The organism is Agrobacterium sp. 22-214-1 (genome assembly GCF_053522465.1).
In genome coordinates this window covers 226,852-241,558 of the sequence record NZ_JBNWCK010000005.1, presented here as the reverse complement: position 1 = coordinate 241,558, position 14,707 = coordinate 226,852, and the positions used below count along the sequence as shown (strand labels likewise).

The following is a 14,707-nucleotide window of genomic DNA, read 5'->3' as shown; positions in this document are numbered from 1 at the left end:
GCCTTCTTTTGGGAGAGGGGATGGAGAACCCCTTTTCCCGGATATCAGGAGTGGTAGGCGGCTTCGCCGTGGGTTGCGAGGTCGAGGCCTTCGCGTTCGGCTTCGACCGGAACACGCAGACCAACGATCACGTCGACGATCTTGTAGAGGATCGCGGAGACGATGGCGCACCAGACGATGGTGATGGCCACGGCAACGAACTGCGTCCAGAGCTGCGAGGCGATGGAGAATTCAGGCTTGCCGGTGCCGCCAAGCAGCGGCGAGGTGAAGATGCCGGTGCCGAGAGCGCCGATGATGCCGCCAATGCCGTGGACGCCGAAGACGTCAGCCGTGTCGTCGTAACCGAACTTGTTCTTCACCACGGAGACGAAGAAGTAGCAGATCGGCGAGACGATGAGGCCGAGAACGATGGCGCCCATCGGGCCGACGGAGCCGGCGGCGGGGGTGACGGCGACGAGACCGGCGATCATGCCCGAAGCGGCGCCCAGCATGGAGGCCTTGCCGCGGGTGAAGCTTTCAACCAGCGACCAGGAAACGATGGCGGCTGCGGTTGCGAGGAAGGTATTCATGGTTGCGAGAACCGCACCGCCCGATGCTTCGAGGTTGGAACCGGCGTTGAAGCCGAACCAGCCGAACCACAGCATGGCTGCACCGACGAGGGTCAGCGTCATCGAGTGGGGGGCCATCATGTCCTTGCCGAAGCCGGTACGCTTGCCGACCATGATCGCACCGATCAGACCGGCGATACCGGCATTGATGTGAACGACGGTGCCGCCGGCGAAGTCGAGGGCGCCCATGCCGAAGATCAGGCCGTTTGCATCCCAGACCATGTGAGCGATCGGGAAATACACGAAGGTGGCCCACAGGATGGTGAAGAGGATGACGGCGGAGAATTTGACGCGTTCTGCGAAGGCGCCGATGATCAGCGCCGGCGTGATGGCCGCGAAGGTCATCTGGAAGGCGATGAACGTATATTCATAGATCACGACGCCCTGGGAGAAGGTTGCCGAGGTGCTGTCAAGCGAAACGCCCGACAGGAACAGCTTGCCGAAACCGCCGAAATAAGGGCCGGTGCCGCCGCCAAAGGCGAAGGAGTAACCGTAGATTACCCAGACGAGCATCATGACTGCGCCGACGACCGTGCACTGCATGAGAACGGAGAGCATGTTCTTGGTGCGGACGAGACCGCCGTAAAACAGGGCGAGGCCCGGAATGATCATGAAAAGCACGAGGATCGTCGCGACATACATGAATGCGGTGTCGGCTTTTTCCGGAACGGGCGCTGCGGCTGCTGCCGGCGCGGCATCCTGGGCAAAGGCGATGGCCGGAGCCATCAGGGCCGCCGCTGCGGCGCCCAGCTTGCCGAGCGTTGAAAACTTATTGAGTTGCATAGCTAGAAAACTCCCCTGTCAGCCGTGCTTCAAAGCGCTTCTGTGTTGGTTTCGCCGGTACGGATGCGCACGGCCTGTTCGATAGAGTAGACGAAGATCTTGCCGTCACCGATCTGCCCGGTCTTTGCCGCAGACGCGATCGCTTCGACGGCCTTGTCGACGACGTCGGATGGAACTGCGATCTCGATCTTCAGCTTGGGAAGGAAGCTCACCGCATATTCCGTGCCGCGATAAATCTCGGTATGCCCCTTCTGGCGTCCGTAACCCTTTACCTCGGTCACGGTCAGGCCCTGGATGCCGACGCCGGTGAGCGCTTCGCGCACTTCATCCAGCTTGAACGGCTTGATAATGGCCATCACAATTTTCATCTGGTTTCCCATCCTTTGTTTTGTCCTCGGCACGGAGCCGACTCTCCTGCCGCTGGCAGATCAGTAACAGCGACTGCGGACATACATTCAAAGGGCGTGCCAGTTTTGAGTGTGTATCTAACTTATTGAAATATAAAACTTATATGAAGGACGTCTGAAAAAGGGGCATTTGTCGCCAAAATTTGCGTCTATTAAATGTGCGATTTTCAGAAAAAGCACATTATTTAATCATTTGCCCTTTTGCGGATCAAACCCTCCTGCGCCACGGAGGCGACCAGTTCACCCTGTCTGGTGAAAATATTGCCACGAGTCAAACCGCGTGCGCCGGAAGCGCTGGGGCTGTCCTGTGTGTAGAGCAGCCAGTCATCCAGCCGGCAGGGGCGGTGGAACCACATGGCGTGATCGAGGCTCGCCACCTGAATCGAGGGATCGAAGATGGTCGTGCCATGGGCGTAGAGCGAGGTGTCGAGCAGGGTCATGTCTGAGAGATAGGCGAGAATGGCCGATTGCAGACGCGGATCATCAGGCACGTTGCCGACGGCGCGAACCCAGATATCCTGCTGCGGTTCGAGTTTTTCCTTGGAGATATAGTGGGTCAGCGATACCGGCCGTATCTCGATCGGCCGCTTGTTGCTCCAGTATTTGCGGATAGAGGCGGGCGCCTTGGCAAGAAAGGCTGCCTGCATCTGCTCTTCGCTCATCAGTTTTTCAGGCGGTGTCACGTCAGGCATTTTGATCTGATGGTCGAAGCCGTCCTCGAAAATCTGAAACGAGGCCGACATGGAAAAAATGGCCTTGCCATGCTGGATGGCGACCACCCGGCGTGTGCAGAAGCTCGCGCCGTCGCGGATGCGCTCCACCTGGTAGACGATAGGCACCAGCGGATCGCCGGGGCGCATGAAATAAGCATGCAGCGAATGCACGAAACGGTCGTTATCCACGGTCCTCTGCGCGGCGATCAGGGCCTGCGCGATGACCTGGCCGCCGAAAACGCGCTGCCAGCCGATCTGCGGGCTTTCGCCCCGGAACAGGTTCTCTTCCAGCTTCTCAAGATCGAGTGTGGCGATGAGATTGGCCATCGGGTCTGACGTTTGCGAGGGATGCGACATTTTTTCGGCCTGCTCCGGCTGTAGGAAGACGTCACATGGTCTATAGTGCGCCGATGATGCGTGCACAAGATTTGAGGAGAAGCGCGATGCTGGACGTAGTGGTGGCAGGCGGCGGATATGTCGGTCTTTCCGTTGCTGTCGCAATCAAGCAGGCGGCCCCGCATCTTGATGTGCAGGTGGTTGAGGCCTCTCCCGAGGATGTCTGGGCGAAGGACGTTCGCGCGTCCGCCATTATTGCGGCAGCCACCCGGATGCTCGATGTTTTCGGCATATGGAACGAGATCGAGCCGGAAGCCCAGCCGATACACAAGATGATCGTCACCGATTCGAAGACCGCCGATCCGGTGCGTCCCGTGTTCCTGACGTTCGACGGCGCCGTGGAAGAAGGCGGGCCGTTTGCCCATATGGTTCCGAACGTCGCTCTGGTGCGCGCATTGCGAGGCCTGTGCGAGCGTCTTGGCATAAAAATCCGTCACGGTCTTAGTGTTTCCGATTTTACTGCGGGTCCGCAGTCGACGGCCATTCGCCTTTCCGATGGGTCGACGCTCGAAGCGCGATTGCTGATTGCCTGTGACGGCGTTCGCTCCGCGCTCAGGGACATGGCTGGCATCAAGACCGTGCACTGGGCTTACGATCAGTCCGGTATCGTGACGACGGTTGAGCATGAGCGGCCGCATGAGGGCTGCGCCGAGGAGCATTTTCTGCCATCCGGCCCCTTCGCCATCCTGCCGCTGAAGGGAAATCGCTCTTCGCTCGTCTGGACCGAACGCACGGCCGATGCCGACAGGCTGGTGGCTTCCGACGATCTGGTGTTCGAGGAAGAACTGGAGCGCCGGTTCGGTCACAAGCTCGGTCCTCTTCGTCCGGTCGGTCCCCGCCGCGCCTTCCCATTGGGTCTGACGCTGGCACGCTCTTTCGTTGCACCGCGTTTCGCGCTTGCGGGTGATGCGGCGCACGGCATTCACCCGATTTCCGGGCAGGGCCTCAATCTTGGCTTCAAGGACGTGGCGGCTCTCGCCGAAACCGTGGTCGAGGCCGACCGGCTCGGCCTCGATATCGGCTCACTCAACGTTCTGGAGCGTTACCAGTCCTGGCGGCGTTTCGACACGTTGCGGATGGGCGTGACGACGGATGTGCTGAACCGGCTTTTCTCCAACGATATTGCACCCATCCGTATCATGCGTGATTTCGGTCTCGGCGTCGTGGATCGTTTGCCGGGTCTCAAATCCTATTTCATCGGTCAGGCCGCCGGCACGACGGATGCGAATGCGCCGCGTCTGCTTGCCGGCGAGGCGCTCTGATCCGACCCTTCCTGCATGTTTCTGATCGGCTTTTCCGGGATTGCCGCTTGACAGCCGATTCCGGGATTTTCTGCCCGGTGGCTTTACCGTAAAGCCGAATCCGGCCAAGGACTTATCCGGATTCATAATCTGGTATGGTCTGCGCCCTGGCCAACCAGATATTGCGGAGAACAAAAGCTGAATCCCATCGAGTCAGCGATTCGTATTCGATTCGTTCGCAGACTGTTCCGCAGCCGAATCGATTTCATTTTTGCCGGATTCTTTTTGTTTGCTCAACTGGCTGAATCTGAATGGAAAATTCCGTCGACAGGTCGCCCTGAGCCACTTTGCGGATGAGGCCTATTGCCTTTGTCTGCGGGCATTGCCATGTGTGGTGCGTGCGGCCTGCATCAGCAATGCCGGGTGCACGGCAAGCAGATGAAGTCGATTCGCGGATACTACGTTGAATTTTCGCCCCATGATCCTGAGCGGCCGCGGTGTCACGGCCGTTCTCGGCCCCACCAATACCGGCAAGACCCATTACGCGATCGAGCGGATGGTCGCGCATGGCAGCGGTGTCATTGGCCTGCCGCTGCGTCTTCTGGCGCGGGAGGTCTATACCCGCCTCGTTGAAAAGGTGGGTGCGCCGAATGTGGCGCTGATTACCGGCGAAGAAAAAATCGCACCGCCTAAAGCCAAATATTCCGTCTGCACGGTGGAAGCCATGCCGCGCGAGACGACGGCCGCCTTCGTCGCGATCGACGAGGTGCAGCTGGCGGGCGATCTCGAACGCGGGCATATCTTCACCGACCGGGTGCTGCATCTGCGCGGGCGGGAGGAAACGCTGCTGCTTGGCGCCGGCACGATGCGTCCTATCCTCGAAAAACTGCTGCCGGGAATTACCGTTGTGGAACGCCCGCGCCTGTCGCAGCTTTTTTATGCGGGTCAGAAGAAGATTACCCGCCTGCCGCAACGCACGGCGATTGTCGCCTTTTCCGCCGATGAGGTCTATGCCATCGCCGAGCTGGTGCGCCGTCAGCGCGGTGGTGCTGCCGTGGTGCTGGGCGCGCTTTCGCCGCGCACGCGCAATGCGCAGGTGGGGCTCTACCAATCCGGCGATGTCGAATATCTGGTGGCGACGGACGCCATCGGCATGGGTCTCAACCTCGATGTCGACCATGTCGCCTTCGCGCAGGACCGCAAATTCGACGGCTATCAGTTCCGCAATCTCAATCCCGGCGAGATCGGCCAGATCGCCGGCCGCGCCGGCCGCCATCTTCGCGATGGCACATTCGGCGTGACGGGGCGTGTCGATCCGTTCGATGACGAGCTGGTGGCGCGGATCGAAACCCATCAGTTCGATGCGGTTAAGGTTCTGCAGTGGCGGACGAAAAATTTCGATTTTTCCTCCATCGCCAATCTGCGCCTGAGCCTCGATGCCGCGCCGGCGATCCAGGGACTTTCGCGCGCCCTGCCGGCAATCGACCAGCAGGCGCTGGAATATCTGTCGCGTTATCCCGAGATCATCGATGTGACGACGAGCGATGCGCGGGTGGAAAAACTCTGGGAGGCGTGCGCTCTTCCAGACTATCGCCGCATTGCTCCTGCCCAGCATGCGGACCTGATCTCCACGCTCTATTTCGACCTCGTCAAACGCGGGGCGGTGAACGAGGATTTCATGGCCGAGCAGGTGCGTCGCGCCGACCGGACGGATGGAGAGATCGATACCTTGTCTGCGAGGATTGCGCAGATCAGAACATGGACTTATGTATCGAACCGCCCAGGATGGCTTGCCGATCCGACACACTGGCAAGAAAAGACTCGGGAAATCGAGGATCGATTGTCCGATGCGCTACATGAAAGGTTGACGAAACGCTTTGTTGATCGCAGGACATCTGTGCTCATGAGGCGCCTGAGAGAGAATGCGATGCTTGAAGCTGAAATCAGTGTAAATGGTGATGTCTTCGTAGAAGGTCATCACGTCGGCCAGTTGGCCGGGTTCCGGTTCACGCCGGTGCCGGGAATGGAAGGGCCGGATCAGAAGGCCGTGCAGGCTGCGGCGCAGAAGGCGCTTGCGCTCGAATTCGAGGCGCGTGCCGCGCGTCTGCATGCCAGTGGAAATGGCGATCTCGCTTTGAGCTCCGATGGTCTGGTTCGCTGGTTGGGCGAACCGGTTGCCCGCCTTTCGGCCGGCGACAACATCATGAAGCCGCGGGTGATCCTGCTTGCCGACGAGCAGCTGAACGGCAATGCCCGTGATCACGCGCTGGCGCGCGTCGAGCGTTTCGTCAATCATCAGATTGCGACCGTGCTGAAGCCGCTGGACGATATTTCCCGCGCCGAAGACCTTCAGGGTCTGGCGAAGGGTCTGGCGTTCCAGCTCGTGGAAAATCTTGGCGTGTTGTTCCGCCGCGACGTTGCCGAAGACGTGAAGTCTCTGGATCAGGATGCGCGCGCCTCCATGCGCCGCTACGGCGTGCGTTTCGGCGCCTATCACGTTTTCCTGCCGGCGCTTCTCAAGCCCGCTCCGGCGGAGCTTGTGACGCTGCTCTGGGCTTTGAAGAATGACGGTCTCGGCAAGCCGGGTTACGGCGACCTCATTCCGGTGCTGGCCGCAGGCCGTACCTCGGTCGTCACCGATGCCAGCTTCGAGCGCATGTTCTACAAGCTCGCCGGTTTCCGCTTCCTCGGAAAGCGCGCCGTGCGTATCGACATTCTCGAGCGTCTGGCCGATCTCATCCGCCCGCTGCTGCAGTGGAAACCCGGTCAGCAGCCGCGCCCGGAAGGCGCTTATGACGGTCGCCGTTTCACGACAACGACCGCCATGCTTTCCATTCTCGGCGCGACGCTTGACGACATGGAAGAAATTCTGAAGGGCCTCGGTTACCGCGCCGATCAGGTGACGGCGGAAGAGGCGCAGGCCTTCCTCGCCAGCCACGCCGGTGCCTCTGCTCCGGCTGCCGCGGAGGCGGCGACGGCTGAAGAGGAAAACGTCGAGACCGAGGAACACGAGCCGGCTTCCGAAGAACAGGTGTCCGAGACGGCGGCTGCTGTCGAAGGCGAAGCTGTCGAGGCGCCGGTTGCGGAAGCTGCCAGCGAAGAGGCTGTCGCAGCCGAGGCCGTGTCGGAAGGCGCCGAGGCCGCCGAGCCCAAGCCCGTTCTTCTGTGGCGTCCGGGTGGTCGCAACGAAAATCAGCGTGGCGAAAACCGTCGTCCCGGCAATCGCGGTCAGGGTCGTGGTGAAGGAGCGCGCGAACAGGGCGAGCGTCGTGGCGAAGGCCGTCGCGACAATCGTGACGGTGCAAGTGCCAATCGCAGTGGCGACGGCGAGCGCAAGCGCGATGGCGGCCGTCCGGACCGTGGCAACAACCGCAACAACGATCGTCACGATCGCGGGGAGCGCAAGGACCGGCCGGAACGCAATGACCGTGGCGGAAAGCCGCAGGGTCAGCAGCGCTTCGAAGCCAAGCCGCCGCGCAAGGAAAAGCCGCTCGATCCGGATTCGCCTTTCGCAAAGCTCGCTGCTCTCAAGGAGCAGCTGAAGAAGTAAGCCCATGGGAAGCAGCGAACAGCCACTGGAAAGCACGCGTCAGCGTCTGGACAAGTGGCTGTTCTTTGCCCGCATGGCCAAATCCCGTTCGCTTGCCCAGAGCTACATTCAGTCGGGCCACGTCAAGGTCAACGGCATTGCCATTCGCCAGTCCAGCCATGTGGTGAAGGCGGGCGACAGGCTGGAGATCGACTTCGAGCGGATGGACAAGGTGCTTGTCGTCAAGTCCGGCGGAACACGGCGTGGACCCTATGAGGAAGCCAGACTTCTCTATGACGACGAGACGCCGCCACGGGAACCTTCCGACAGGCTGACACCTCTCGAGCAGGCGTTGCGCCAGCCGGGCAGCGGGCGTCCCACCAAAAAAGAGCGCAGGGCGCTCGACAGGTTTCTGTCTGACAGCGACGGAAGCAAAGATTAGAATAAACCTCCGGGTCGCACCCCTTTTTCAGAATTGTTTATCCTTGCTATCTGCAAGCAAAGGCATTACGTCACTTGCGAAATTGCCCTGTCTGAATTCCGGGCGACGGCTTGTGTTCCGAAGCCCACAGACCCGGCCTGCATATTCTGGAGTTCATCATGACATATGTCGTGACCGACAATTGCATCCGCTGCAAATATACCGATTGCGTTGAGGTCTGCCCCGTCGACTGCTTTTACGAGGGTGAAAATTTCCTCGCGATCAATCCCGATGAATGTATCGATTGCGGTGTGTGCGAACCGGAATGTCCCGCCGAAGCCATCAAGCCCGATACGGAGCCGGGTCTCGACAAATGGCTGAAGCTCAATGCCGAATATGCGGCAATCTGGCCCAATATCACGATCAAGCGCGACCCGATGCCGGAAGCCAAGGAAATGGACGGTGTCGAAGGCAAGCTCGAGCTTTATTTCTCCGCCGAGCCCGGACAGGGCGACTGAGTTTTTACGGCCTGACCGCGAAACCATGATTTAAAAAGCCCTCGCAGCAGCGCGAGGGCTTTTTGCTGGGCCTCATCCGCCGCGGCCGGATTGCAGCGTGGTCGACAGCAATGTCAGAAGGGCCACGCTTTCCTCCAGGCTTTGCCGCTGACGGCTTTGCAGGATAGCGGCCTGCAGACGGTTCATCTCGCGGGCGATCGCCGCTGGCTGCCAGGTTCGCAGGGCTCTTTCGATGATGGGTTTTCTGCGGAAATGGATGTGGCGTCCAAGTGTCTGCATGACCTGACCGGCCTGCAGTTTTTTCTCATCCATTTCGGCCCGCATCTGGTCGAGCAACTGGAATTGCTTGAGGCACCCCTGGAGCACAAGAAAGATCGGGGTCTTCGAAGAGACGATCTTCTGCGTCGCGTGGAAAAAGGCGTTTCTGTCGCCTTTCAGAATGGCGTCGACGGCATCGTCTGCGGAAACTGTGCTGGCATCACCGATGATCGCCAGCACATCGTCTTCCTCGATCACGTCGGCTCCGCGGCAATAGAGCGCCAGCTTGCGGATTTCGTTGCGCGAGGCGATGCGGTCACCACCCAGGGATTCGATTAGCCTCTGTTTTGCGGCTGGCGCAATGCGCAGATTATCGGCGGAGAGTTCCTGATCGATCAATGCGTTCAATGAGCGCGCATCGTCGGCATAGCAGGGAATCGCAGCGATGGAACGCGCCGGTTCTGCGATCTTGCGCAGTCCCGTACCCTTCTTGATGTCGCCTGCTTCGATGATGAGGAAGCTCGCTTCCGGCGGTGTCTCGGCAAGAATCTGCAGCGCATCCACCAGCGCCTTTTCCGCCGCAGCACCTTTGACCCAGACGAGTTTTTCGCCGCCGAAAAGGCCGATGGCATTCACCTCGTCGAGCAGACGGCCGGGGTCGCCCTGCAGATCGGATGCGGTCAGTTTCAGCGATGCGAAAGCGTCATCGGGATCGATACCGGTCTTTTTGGCGATGACGCCTGCGCGTTCCGACACGAGACCGCGATCCGGGCCGTAAAGGACGAAAATGCGAAAGCGCTCCGCCGGATTTTCGGCGAAGCGCTCAAATTCATGGGACTTTATCTCTGTCACGGCCGCCGCTCTCAGCGGCCGAGCGTGGCGGCGATATCGGTGCGGATGATTTCAGCCAGTTCCCGGGCCGCACGGTTCTCGGCGTCGCGGATTGCCCGGATCTTGGCGAATTCCTGCTGCGGCAGGTCCACCTGTGCTGTTACGCTGCGGCGTGCGGAGCGCAGGATTTGACCGTCGGAAACGCGTGTCAGCACATATTGACCGCTCATCACGACACGACCAGGGTAGGGACCATCGTAATTGTTGTTCGCACGGGTCGTCAGGTCGTAATTCTGCACTTCCGTTGACGTGGCGCTCGAGCTTACGGAAATCTTGACGTTATATTGCGCCGTGGCCGGTTGGCCTGCGCCGCCGGCCATCAGAAAGATCAGTTGGTTGCGGACTTCCTGCCCGACTCTGCCACCGACGTCGGAGACGCTGACGGCCGCCAGTCTTTCCTTGGTTCCGGAAGCTTCCCCATAAAGCGGGCGCACCTGGCAGCCTGCCAGAAGACCAGCCATCGTCACGACGGAAATCGCTGCCGCGACGCGGCCCCATCTTGAAAAAACGTCAGACAACAATGTTCACAATCCTCTGCGGAACCACGATGACTTTCTTGGGCTCGCCACCGGCAAGAATGGATTTGACGGCATCCAGCGCAAGGGCGGCCGTTCGGACCGCATTTTGATCCGCATCGCGCGCGATTGTCAATTCGCCACGCTTCTTGCCGTTGACCTGCACGGGCATGACCACATCGTTTTCCTCGACCAGCGAAGCGACGAAGCTTGGCCATGGCGTCTGGGCCACGAGGCCCGTATTGCCCAGTGCGGACCAGCATTCTTCCGCCAGATGCGGCGTCATGGGGGCAATGATGCGGATGAGGATTTCGACGGCGTCGCGCGCGGCCGCCTTGACGTCCTCAGGCTTGCCGCCAGAAGCAACATCGGCAAGCGGACCGGCCAGCGCATTGACCAGTTCGTAGATGCGGGCGATGGCCTTGTTGAAGGCGAGCTTGTCCAGGTCTTCCTGAACAGCCTTCAGCGTCTTGTGGGCCGCCTTGGAGGCCGCCAGCCCTTCGCCTTCGATCGCAGGCTTCGGCTGGACGGTTCTCAGCTCTTCCGACGCTTCGCCGATGATGCGCCAGACGCGCTGGACGAATCGGTTTGCGCCTTCCACCCCGGCTTCGGACCAGATGACGTCGCGATCGGGCGGAGAGTCCGACAGCACGAAGAAGCGGGCGGTATCGGCGCCGTAGGATGCGATGATATCGTCAGGGTCGACCACGTTCTTCTTCGACTTCGACATCTTCTCAATGGAGCCGATCTTCACCTCTTCGCCGGACGAGAGCAGGAATGCGCGGCGCGCGCCGTCGCTTTCCTCGATCCTGAGTTCGGCCGGCGGCACCCATTCGCGTGCGGTGCCTTCGCCGCGGCTATAGGTCTCGTGCACCACCATGCCCTGCGTGAACAGGCCCTTGAAGGGTTCCTTGACGCCGACATGGCCGGTTTCGCGCATGGCGCGGGTGAAGAAGCGCGAATAGAGCAGATGCAGGATCGCGTGCTCGATGCCGCCGATATACTGATCGACCGGCAGCCAGTGGTTGGCGACCTTCGGATCGGTCGGTGCGTCTTCCCACGGCGCGGTGAAGCGCGTGTAATACCAGCTGGAATCGACGAAAGTATCCATCGTGTCGGTTTCGCGGCGCGCGTCATGGCCGCATTGCGGGCAGGAGACATGACGCCAGGTGGGGTGCCGGTCCAGCGGGTTGCCGGGCACGTCGAACGTCACGTCGTCGGGCAGCTTGACCGGCAGGTCCTTTTTCGGAACCGGAACGACGCCGCAGACTTCGCAATGGATGACCGGGATCGGGCAACCCCAATAACGCTGGCGGGAAATGCCCCAGTCGCGCAGGCGGAAATTGATCTTGCGCTCGGCCTGCGGCGTGTTGCCCAGCGTCTGCGCAGAAAGCTTCTGCGCCATCGCCTCAAAGGCGTCAGCCGTCTTCATGCCGTTCAGGAAGCCGGAATTGATCATCACGCCGTCATCGGTGAAGGCGGTATCATCGATGGTGAAGTTTGCAGCATCGGGGCCTTCAGGGGCGACGACGGCCACGACCGGCAGGCCGTATTTGCGGGCGAAATCCAGATCGCGCTGGTCACCCGACGGGCAGCCGAAGATCGCGCCGGTGCCATAGTCCATCAGCACGAAATTGGCGACATAGACCGGCAGTTCCCAGCTGGGGTCCAGTGGGTGCACGACCTTGACGCCGGTATCGATACCCTTCTTTTCAGCCGTTTCGAGTGCTGCGAGCGAGGTGCCATGGCGGCGGCATTCGTCGCAGAACTCGGCAATCGCCGGGTTGTTCGCGGACAGTTCTCTCGCCAGCGGGTGGTCGGCGGCGATTGCCAGGAAGGAGGCGCCGAACAGGGTGTCCGGGCGTGTCGTATAGACGGTGATGTCGGAGAAACCTTCCGGCGCCGTGTCGGCGACCGTCTGCCAGCGCAGCGACAGGCCTTCGGAGCGACCGATCCAGTTCTTCTGCATCAGGCGTACTTTTTCCGGCCATTGGTCGAGCGTATCCAGCTCGTCCAGCAGGTCCTGACTGAAATCGGTGATGCGGAAGAACCATTGCGTCAGTTCGCGCTGTTCGACCAGCGCGCCGGAGCGCCAGCCGCGGCCGTCGATCACCTGCTCATTGGCGAGAACCGTATGGTCGACCGGGTCCCAGTTCACCTTGGACTGCTTACGGTAGACCAGACCCTTTTCCATGAAATCGACGAACAGCGCCTGCTGGCGGTGGTAATATTCCACGTCGCAGGTCGCGAATTCGCGGGTCCAGTCCAGCGACAGGCCCATGGATTTCAGTTGGCCGCGCATGGTGGCGATGTTCTGGTAGGTCCAGTCCTTCGGGTGAACCTTGTTCTGCATGGCGGCGTTTTCGGCAGGCATGCCGAAGGCGTCCCAGCCCATCGGGTGCAGGACGTTGAAACCGCGGGCGCGCTTGTAGCGGGCGACCACGTCGCCCATGGCATAGTTGCGGACATGGCCCATGTGGATGCGTCCCGACGGATAGGGAAACATCTCCAGAACGTAATATTTCTCGCGCGGATCGCTGTTGTCGGTAACGAAAACCTTGTCTTCGTTCCATTTCTGCTGCCAGCGCGGCTCGGCGTCGCGAGGATTGTAACGTTCGATGGCCATTGTTTAGAATTCCGGGTATCGAGGGGAAAAATTTGCGCTGACCTTCACCATGAAACGACCGGGGCGTCAAGTTTGGCGGGGCATTCGGGCGTTCAATCTTGGCCAGCGTGCCTCAAATGGTGCTAAACCCGCTTGGCATCAAGGCAATCGGCGTCTAGTTAGCGTTGCGAATGGTTCAAATGAAGGTCTTGTGATGGAAATCGAAGCACGTCTTGAGGATGTCAGGCAGCGCATTGCCGATGTTGCGGAAAAATCCGGACGCAAGGCGGCGGATGTTGCCCTCGTCGCGGTCTCGAAGACCTTCGAGGCGGAGGCGATCCAGCCGGTCATCGATGCGGGCCAGCGCGTGTTCGGCGAGAACCGCGTGCAGGAGGCGCAGGGCAAGTGGCCAGGCCTTAAAGAGAAGACGCCTGATATCGAGTTGCATCTGATTGGCCCGCTACAGTCCAACAAGGCGGCGGATGCCGTGGCGCTGTTTGATGTGGTGCAGAGCGTCGACCGCGAAAAGATCGCCCGCGCGCTTGCCGAGGAATGCGGCAAACAGGGCCGCAGCCTTCGTTTTTATGTGCAGGTCAATACCGGGCTTGAGCCGCAAAAGGCGGGCATCGATCCGCGTGAGACAGTTGCATTCGTCGCTTTTTGCCGGGATGAGCTGAAATTGCAGGTCGAAGGACTGATGTGCATTCCGCCGGCGGATGAAAATCCGGGTCCGCATTTTGCGCTTCTGGCGAAGCTTGCCAAACAATGTGGGCTTGAGAAGCTTTCCATGGGCATGTCCGGCGATTTCGAAACTGCCGTGGAATTCGGTGCGACGACTGTTCGTGTAGGCTCGGCGATCTTCGGTACGCGATAAGGCTGCAAATAAAAAACCCGGCGCTGAGGCCGGGTTTTCAAACTCTAAAAGACGTCCGATCAGTAGTGATCGTCCTCGTCTTCGTCCTTCTGCGTAGACTTCAGCGAGCTGAGCTTCTTGAAGACCGCATCTGCGTCGATCTGCTCGTCTTCCTCGCGCTGGAAGCTGTAGTCCAGACCTTCCGTCGCCGTTGCCGGCTGCAGCGTATTGTCGAGCTCTTCCGCGGTCGGCAGCGGACGGCCGCGCGAGGCGCGTTCGACTTCGAGGTCGAGATCGATCTGGCTGCAGAGGCCGAGCGTCACCGGGTCCATCGGCGTCAGGTTGGCCGAGTTCCAGTGGGTACGGTCGCGAATCTGCTCGATCGTCGACTTCGTGGTGCCGACGAGACGCGAGATCTGCGCATCCTTCAGTTCCGGATGGTTGCGAACGAGCCAGAGAATGGCGTTCGGACGGTCCTGACGCTTGGAAACGGGGGTGTAGCGCGGGCCGCGGCGCTTGGATTCCGGCACGCGGACCTTCGGTTCGGAAAGCTTGAGCTTGTGGTTGGGATTGGCTTCGGCGCGGGCGATCTCGTCGCGGGAGAGCTGCCCGGTTGCAATCGGATCGAGACCCTTGATGCCCTGTGCGGCTTCACCGTCGGCAATCGCCTTGACTTCAAGCGGATGCAGTTTGCAGAACGTGGCGATCTGATCGAACGACAGCGCGGTGTTGTCAACCAGCCATACAGCCGTAGCCTTTGGCATGAGCAATTGTTGAGCCATAGATACAGTCCTTCTGTCCGTCCGCGCCGGTGTCGCGGGCCGTGGGTATCAACCACTAATTTCCGGGATATGGGGGCTCTATAGCCGCATTGCATCAGAATTGCAATTCTTTGCGAAACAAATGACCTTTGTCTAATTGCCGTGCGGATTTGAACTGCTATGAATTCAACACATGCCTGAGGTGGGA

12 protein-coding genes are annotated in these 14,707 nt (G+C 60.3%); 5 read left to right on the top strand and 7 right to left on the bottom strand.

Annotated features, from left to right (window positions below):
- Positions 1 to 44: 44 nt before the first annotated feature.
- The 3 genes from ACQZ5G_RS18865 to tesB form a co-directional block, all read right to left on the bottom strand.
- On the bottom strand, positions 45 to 1,391 hold the full coding sequence (locus ACQZ5G_RS18865) for an ammonium transporter (RefSeq protein WP_003520288.1): 1,347 nt from the start codon (positions 1,389 to 1,391) through the stop codon (positions 45 to 47).
- Positions 1,392 to 1,420: 29 nt separating this feature from the next.
- Positions 1,421 to 1,771, bottom strand: coding sequence for a P-II family nitrogen regulator (locus ACQZ5G_RS18860; RefSeq protein WP_004444057.1), 351 nt, complete (start codon positions 1,769 to 1,771; stop codon positions 1,421 to 1,423).
- A 212-nt stretch (positions 1,772 to 1,983) separates the two neighbouring features.
- Positions 1,984 to 2,868 carry an acyl-CoA thioesterase II gene (gene tesB / locus ACQZ5G_RS18855; RefSeq protein ID WP_448738012.1) on the bottom strand — a complete coding sequence of 295 codons (885 nt, stop codon included), beginning with the start codon at positions 2,866 to 2,868 and terminating at the stop codon, positions 1,984 to 1,986.
- Between tesB and ACQZ5G_RS18850 the strand changes: the two genes are divergently transcribed.
- The 4 genes from ACQZ5G_RS18850 to fdxA all read left to right on the top strand — a co-directional run bounded on the left by ACQZ5G_RS18850 (position 2,844) and on the right by fdxA (position 8,616).
- Positions 2,844 to 4,169, top strand: coding sequence for a ubiquinone biosynthesis hydroxylase (locus ACQZ5G_RS18850; protein WP_448738080.1), 1,326 nt, complete (start codon positions 2,844 to 2,846; stop codon positions 4,167 to 4,169). The two genes, tesB and ACQZ5G_RS18850, sit on opposite strands and share 25 nt — an antisense overlap.
- A gap of 457 nt (positions 4,170 to 4,626) precedes the next feature.
- On the top strand, positions 4,627 to 7,698 hold the full coding sequence (locus ACQZ5G_RS18845; RefSeq protein ID WP_448738079.1) for a helicase-related protein: 3,072 nt from the start codon (positions 4,627 to 4,629) through the stop codon (positions 7,696 to 7,698).
- Positions 7,699 to 7,702: 4 nt separating this feature from the next.
- Positions 7,703 to 8,119, top strand: a complete 417-nt coding sequence (locus ACQZ5G_RS18840) for an RNA-binding S4 domain-containing protein (RefSeq protein WP_448738011.1) — start codon at positions 7,703 to 7,705, stop codon at positions 8,117 to 8,119.
- A 158-nt stretch (positions 8,120 to 8,277) separates the two neighbouring features.
- Positions 8,278 to 8,616: a ferredoxin FdxA gene (fdxA, locus tag ACQZ5G_RS18835; protein WP_003520294.1), complete on the top strand. Its 339-nt coding sequence runs from the start codon at positions 8,278 to 8,280 to the stop codon at positions 8,614 to 8,616.
- Positions 8,617 to 8,688: 72 nt separating this feature from the next.
- On the opposite strand, the gene holA is transcribed toward fdxA, so the two are convergent.
- From holA to leuS, 3 genes are read right to left on the bottom strand one after another with little or no spacing between them, the layout of a single operon-like run.
- Positions 8,689 to 9,726: a DNA polymerase III subunit delta gene (holA, locus tag ACQZ5G_RS18830; RefSeq protein ID WP_448738010.1), complete on the bottom strand. Its 1,038-nt coding sequence runs from the start codon at positions 9,724 to 9,726 to the stop codon at positions 8,689 to 8,691.
- 11 nt (positions 9,727 to 9,737) lie between these two features.
- Entirely contained in the window at positions 9,738 to 10,283 is a 546-nt protein-coding gene (lptE, locus tag ACQZ5G_RS18825) for an LPS assembly lipoprotein LptE (RefSeq protein ID WP_049832314.1), read from the bottom strand.
- Entirely contained in the window at positions 10,276 to 12,906 is a 2,631-nt protein-coding gene (gene leuS / locus ACQZ5G_RS18820; protein WP_448738009.1) for a leucine--tRNA ligase, read from the bottom strand. Before leuS ends, lptE begins: the two co-directional genes overlap by 8 nt.
- A gap of 193 nt (positions 12,907 to 13,099) precedes the next feature.
- On the opposite strand from leuS, the gene ACQZ5G_RS18815 reads away from it, so the two are divergent.
- On the top strand, positions 13,100 to 13,759 hold the full coding sequence (locus ACQZ5G_RS18815) for a YggS family pyridoxal phosphate-dependent enzyme (RefSeq protein ID WP_448738008.1): 660 nt from the start codon (positions 13,100 to 13,102) through the stop codon (positions 13,757 to 13,759).
- 59 nt (positions 13,760 to 13,818) lie between these two features.
- Here the strand turns inward: ACQZ5G_RS18815 and ACQZ5G_RS18810 are convergent, their stop codons facing one another.
- Positions 13,819 to 14,520 carry a DUF1013 domain-containing protein gene (locus ACQZ5G_RS18810; RefSeq protein WP_003520299.1) on the bottom strand — a complete coding sequence of 234 codons (702 nt, stop codon included), beginning with the start codon at positions 14,518 to 14,520 and terminating at the stop codon, positions 13,819 to 13,821.
- Positions 14,521 to 14,707: the final 187 nt, after the last annotated feature.